Origin of the sequence: Desulfobotulus alkaliphilus, assembly GCF_007830435.1 — a bacterium.
GTDB lineage: Bacteria > Desulfobacterota > Desulfobacteria > Desulfobacterales > ASO4-4 > Desulfobotulus > Desulfobotulus alkaliphilus.
Genome location: NZ_VLLC01000070.1, coordinates 1 through 4,989 on the forward strand (window position 1 = coordinate 1; position 4,989 = coordinate 4,989).

General features: G+C 52.0%; 6 protein-coding genes. 3 read left to right on the forward strand and 3 right to left on the reverse strand.

Translation table 11 applies throughout. The features are described 5' to 3' along the window. Positions 1-515 precede the first annotated feature (515 nt). The 3 genes from LZ24_RS16745 to LZ24_RS16755 are packed head-to-tail and all read left to right on the forward strand — an operon-like array spanning position 516 to position 3,057. Positions 516-1,121 (forward strand): hypothetical protein, encoded by a 606-nt coding sequence (locus tag LZ24_RS16745; protein WP_222427697.1) that lies wholly within the window; start codon positions 516-518, stop codon positions 1,119-1,121. 1 nt (position 1,122) lies between these two features. Next, on the forward strand, positions 1,123-1,374 hold the full coding sequence (locus LZ24_RS16750) for a hypothetical protein (protein WP_144686857.1): 252 nt from the start codon (positions 1,123-1,125) through the stop codon (positions 1,372-1,374). Between the two features lie 9 nt (positions 1,375-1,383). After that, positions 1,384-3,057, forward strand: coding sequence for a hypothetical protein (locus LZ24_RS16755; protein WP_144686858.1), 1,674 nt, complete (start codon positions 1,384-1,386; stop codon positions 3,055-3,057). A gap of 46 nt (positions 3,058-3,103) precedes the next feature. Here the strand turns inward: LZ24_RS16755 and LZ24_RS16760 are convergent, their stop codons facing one another. From LZ24_RS16760 to LZ24_RS16770, 3 genes are all read right to left on the reverse strand, one after another. Continuing rightward, positions 3,104-3,796: a hypothetical protein gene (locus tag LZ24_RS16760; protein WP_144686859.1), complete on the reverse strand. Its 693-nt coding sequence runs from the start codon at positions 3,794-3,796 to the stop codon at positions 3,104-3,106. Between the two features lie 731 nt (positions 3,797-4,527). Then, entirely contained in the window at positions 4,528-4,716 is a 189-nt protein-coding gene (locus tag LZ24_RS18115) for a type II toxin-antitoxin system HicA family toxin (RefSeq protein ID WP_407923311.1), read from the reverse strand. Next, positions 4,713-4,989, reverse strand: a 277-nt coding sequence (locus LZ24_RS16770) for a type II toxin-antitoxin system HicB family antitoxin (protein ID WP_246118634.1), incomplete at its 5' end; no start/stop codon positions are given. The genes LZ24_RS16770 and LZ24_RS18115, both read right to left, overlap by 4 nt.

Below are 4,989 nucleotides of genomic sequence, written 5' to 3' on the forward strand. Positions count from 1 at the left end.
TCCCGGGTTCCGTTCATGAGACATCCACACATGCACCGGGTCAGCGACTCCGGGGAACCTGCCTGCCACTTGCGTTGACGCAGCATTCAGTTTTGCCTTCCCGTTCACCCAACACGGTCAGCATTCCCAACCCTGATTTCGGAGCTCAATACCGAGCCTGTGTGTTCCCCTGTCAACGCTTAACCACTACCCTCACGAGCAGCAGCCCATGACTCGGGGCTCCGGCGGTTCGCTACACCTTACCGGATAGAGGACTTGCACCTCCAATCTCATGCCAGCTTATCCCGGCGCACTGGGTGTCCTGTGGTCTTGGTCTGGTCGCCGTGGGGGTGATCCCCAGGGGCAGGTGGTGTGAAAGGCTGGGGGAAAACACGGATATTATGGTTTCAGCGTTTGAAAGGATGGAATAATGGGAAAAGGTAGAGGTAGAGGTGGTGGAGACGGTGTTGACAGGGCATATAATGCCAGAATGGCAAGCATCGCAGAAGAGCAGCAAGCTATGGCACAGGAATATTTTGGCCATTGCACAGGAATATTTTGGCCATTGGGAAACAAATTATAAACCCATGGAAATAGACCAGATTAACGCCAACAGGTCAATGATTCCCTATGAAACGGCACAGCACAAAGCGCAGCTGGGTCTCGGGACGGCGCAAGCAAATGCACAGCTGGGACTTTTGCCTCAACAGACAGCCTTTGCCTCTTCACAGATGGGGTTAGGGCAGGCCCAGCATGCGGCACAGATGGAGCTTCTGCCCCAGCAGACAGATCTGGCAAGGGCACAAATGGGACTCGGAATGACACAGGCCCAGGCAGGACAGCAGAAAACCATGATGGGGCTGGGTGCCACGCAGTCATTATATAATGATGTTATGGCAGGGCCAGACCTGAAAGGGGCCTCGGATGTGGCGGGATCTCAGATGGCCGCAGGATTTCAGGGTGCTGCCCAGAAAACCGCTGCGGATGCCTCCCGCATGGGCATGGGGAATATGCTGGGAGGCCTTGGGGCTTCCAATATTGGCATGGGTGCTTCCGTTGCTGCGGCAAAAAATCAGGCACGGCGGGACGAAAAAAACGCACATACGCAAAAGCTTGGTATGATGACCGGGCTGGGGGGGTGAAATGTCTCTTTATCAGGTTCAAGACCCGTCACAAAAAGCCCTTGGGGGGCTGGGGCAGGCTTCCCAAAGCTATGCAAGTATGCAGAAGGCCCAGCCGGAACCGGAAAAGACGGTGGGCGGTGCGCTCATGTCTGGCCTTGGTGGGGCAACGGCAGGAGCCGGTATTGGCATGGCCGTAGCCTCTGGCCCTGTTGGATGGGGCGTTATTGGTGGTGGTGCGGCGGTGGGAGCCTTGAGCTACCTGCTTTCATAAGGAGATTTTATGGTAAGAACATACAGGCAAGATCCCGTTGCTTCGCAGTGGTTGCAGATTGGCAATCAGGCCCTCGGCCTGGGTGCGCAGATGAATCAGATCCGGGGGCAACAGGAAGACAGAAAGTACAGACAGGATTTGGATCGGGGCCTCGGAGCCATTGAGATGTATAACACGGAGGGTCCGCAACAGGGGCCTTTGCAGAGGCCAGAGGATATTTCCCCCTCTGCATGGCATGGTGCGCAGGATCTGTACGGCAGGCAGGAAGACAGGGCAAGGCAGAAGGAACAGCACCAGTGGCAGCAGCAGGAAGCCGAACTGAAAAAAAAGGTGCAGGAATATCTCCCCAATATACACAGACAGGTGATGTCTGCGGGGGGGAACGTGGATAAGGTCCTTAATGCTCCGCTCACTGGCGGCATTGCGGAATATAAGGCCAGAACACAGTTCGTCAAAGAATATGCCCAGACAGCACAGGCCCAGAAGCAGATCATGGAAAGCCGCTTGCCCGTCCTGAATCAGCATTACCAGAATTTCCGCAGGGGACAGGCAGAGTTGCAACAGAGGCAGGCCGCAGGGGATACGGAAGGACTTGTCCGTGGTTTGCAGGGCCTTGTGGAATCCATGCCCTTCCCCTTCAGGCTGGGGGAATATGATGGAAAGAGTCAGTCCTTTGAGGTGCAGTTTCTGGACATGGAGGCCGGAGATTGGAAGCCAACCCAAAAAGTACCCCTGAATCAGATTGTGCAGGAAATCCAGAATATGGGAGACAGGGAATTTTTCAATGCCGGGAACATGCACATGGAGGCCGTCCGGCAAACCAACATTGAGCAGCAGCCTGTCTATGTGACCAGCAAGGACGGAAAAAGACTTCAGGCTCTGCCCCAGATGCACCCCTACGATCCAAGTGCCGTTCACTATCTGGTCTTTGGGGAAGACGGGAAGATGCAGACCTTTAAATCACGGCAGGAGCTGTTTAGGGCCGGGTTTCAGATGGAAAATCTGCAAAGGGAGGCGCTTCTTGGCAAGCAGGGTGGAGGCGGCGATGGTTTGGGCGTGAAGGATATAGCCACCTTCCGGAGAAATGCCTACAACGATGCCCTGAAATGGGCAGACAACCTACCCAAAGATCCCATAACAGGAAACTTTATCGACCCGGCAACCAATAAAATTATAACTCCTGCCGATCTGGACAAGATTACCAATCAAAGGGCTGAATTTCTGTTTCAGCAGTACATGGCCATGGGCAATCTACCCGGAAGGGGTCTTGGCGGGGGCGGTAATGATCCGGGAATACCAGATCCGGATGATGAGGATTGGATTGCCAAGCTGGGCGAAGACGCAGGCCTTAACGAAAAGGAAAAACGAAGGGCGGAAAGAGAGGCGGCAGCAGCGGCAAAAAGAGCAGAGGAGGAAGCTGTAGCAGAAAAGAAAAAGAGCAGGCTGGCTGCCATGGATCAGGGCATTAAGGAACGGAAAAAGCCCGATGGCGTGGATTGGCAGGAGTTTATTCCCTACATCCTGAACAAAATGGGTACACCTCCGGAATGGATACCAACAGCAGAATGGCAGAAGTTTCAGGCATCCCGGAAACGGGAGCACCAGCCTGCGCCCATTGTGGAATGGTTCAAGAAAAAAAACTGGAATCCGGAACATGGTCTGGCTGGCCCAAGGCCGAGATAAAGAACAAGGGGCAGAATCTTCCTGCCCCTTGTTTCAACGAACAGCGTCAACGGAGATTATCAATAAAGCATCCACTGGAACTGCTGTCACTGGAGCCTCCGGGGGAAGGTGCCGGGGTGCCGGGGGTGGCAAAGGTGCCAAACAGCTCATAAACCACATCCGCCCACTGGCCGCTGATGGATGATCCGTTTACCTGCCCTTTTATGGTTACATAGAAATCCTGAGAAACGGCCAGAAACATGCCAGTATCGCTGACAATACCAAGGCCGGGGAAATAAGCGTTGTCCGGGTGCCTGTATCCGTCAACAACAAGTGCTCCGGGAGTTGTACCGCTAATGCCGATATCCATGGTTCCCCTTACATCGCCGCTTAAATCAGCCCTGTAGCTCCCCGCATAGGAAAGCATGGCGCTGTTATCCATGGGATACCCTGTGCCGGAGGCGCTCTGGCCGTCCATAGAGACGGTAACGCTTATACTGTCATCGCTTACGGTGCCTTCGTAGCGGACACCCAGAAGATTTATCTGGAAAAACCCGCCTCCCGATGCGGGGTGAACAAGAACCCCGGACCCCATGTGGTTTTCATTGCTCCAACCAAGGATAAAAACAGATCCGTCAGGATTGGTTGATGCAAGGAAAGGGCCGGAAATATCCCCGGAAAGGGTGCCTTTATAAACAGGTCCGGCAAAAGCGAAAACAGGAAGTAGCAGGAACAGCAGGCAGAACAGAAGTTTTTTCATGTTTCCTCCACAGGATATAGAAATATTGCCCGGACAAAGCCCGGAGGTAAAAAGGTAATACGTCTGCATTTATTTATCACCACATAGTACACTCTGAAGGGCAAAGAAAGCCCTTTTTTGCCTTGCCAAAAAACCCTTTTCCAAAACCCTATAAAAAACAAGGGGATAAAAAAGCAAAGCCGTGAGAGGCTTTGTGGAAACGGCAAAAAAGCACGAAGGCAAACACACCAACCCCTTCCTGAAAACCCGTTTCGGGCCATTTTGTGAGGTCGTTTTTTTGGGTGTTCCGGGTGAAAAAAAGGATTCTTGACAGGAATGGTTTTTTATGCCCACAATACCTTCACCATGGAAAAAGAACATGGTCGGGATTGACACCCCGAAGAGCAAGGGGGCCAAGCGCCCACCATAATATCCGGCGCTATTTTTGCGCCTGTTTTCCCTTATGGCGGAGCTGTGTGGGCATTCTTCGGAATGGCCGGTTTCCCTTTTGCCCGGTAGTGTCAACCCGCACAGCTCCGCCTCCACTGCTTGACACCAGTGCGGCGGCAAACTTCACAGCAAAAGGAGTATGCCATGACTGCCAATCTCAGCGCCTTCGACTTCCAGTTCAAAGAAAAAACCGTCCGGACCTGTCTATGTAAGAATAACCACATCTGGTTTGGCCTTCCTTCCATTTAAAGCTGTGGTGGTTAGCGCTGCTGCAATAGATCTTCAAGTTTGATCTCGATATCTTAAGAAATCTGACGGAGTAAGATTGGTGATATATCCCGTCCACTATGGAATGGCACAGTGGTTCTACGACCATCGGAATGTCGAAACTGTTTGTGTGAACCTCTCTGGCGTATTTCTTGAAATCCAAGTTGCTGGAGAATTGCTACAACTTCTTTTGGCTTCAGTACAGGGCATGTTCCCATAATCATGCCACCATAACGGTTTGTGTTCCAATAAATTCGGATTCAAGCTTTGGCTCTCCATCTTCCAAAAGCATTTCTACAACTTCCTTGAGATTATCCTTCATTTCATCAAGGCTTGCAGCCTGGGTATGTGCTCCAGGGAAACCCGGAACAAAACCAACAAAAAGACCTGTGTCAGGACATTTTTCTATCACGGCTGTAAAAGTTCTCATTGATCTGCTCCTTATTTTTTCAATGCAAGATTTTCTACATTTTTGGCCCGCCTCTTTTAAATCTGCA

What these genes read in the sequence shown, in the direction of transcription:
- LZ24_RS16750 (WP_144686857.1), top strand. Translation starts at nt 1,123, where the DNA reads ATGTCTCTTTATCAGGTTCAAGACCCGTCACAAAAAGCCCTTGGGGGG.
- LZ24_RS16755 (WP_144686858.1), top strand. Translation starts at nt 1,384, where the DNA reads ATGGTAAGAACATACAGGCAAGATCCCGTTGCTTCGCAGTGGTTGCAG.
- LZ24_RS16760 (WP_144686859.1), bottom strand. Translation starts at nt 3,796, where the DNA reads ATGAAAAAACTTCTGTTCTGCCTGCTGTTCCTGCTACTTCCTGTTTTC.
- LZ24_RS18115 (WP_407923311.1), bottom strand. Translation starts at nt 4,716, where the DNA reads ATGATTATGGGAACATGCCCTGTACTGAAGCCAAAAGAAGTTGTAGCA.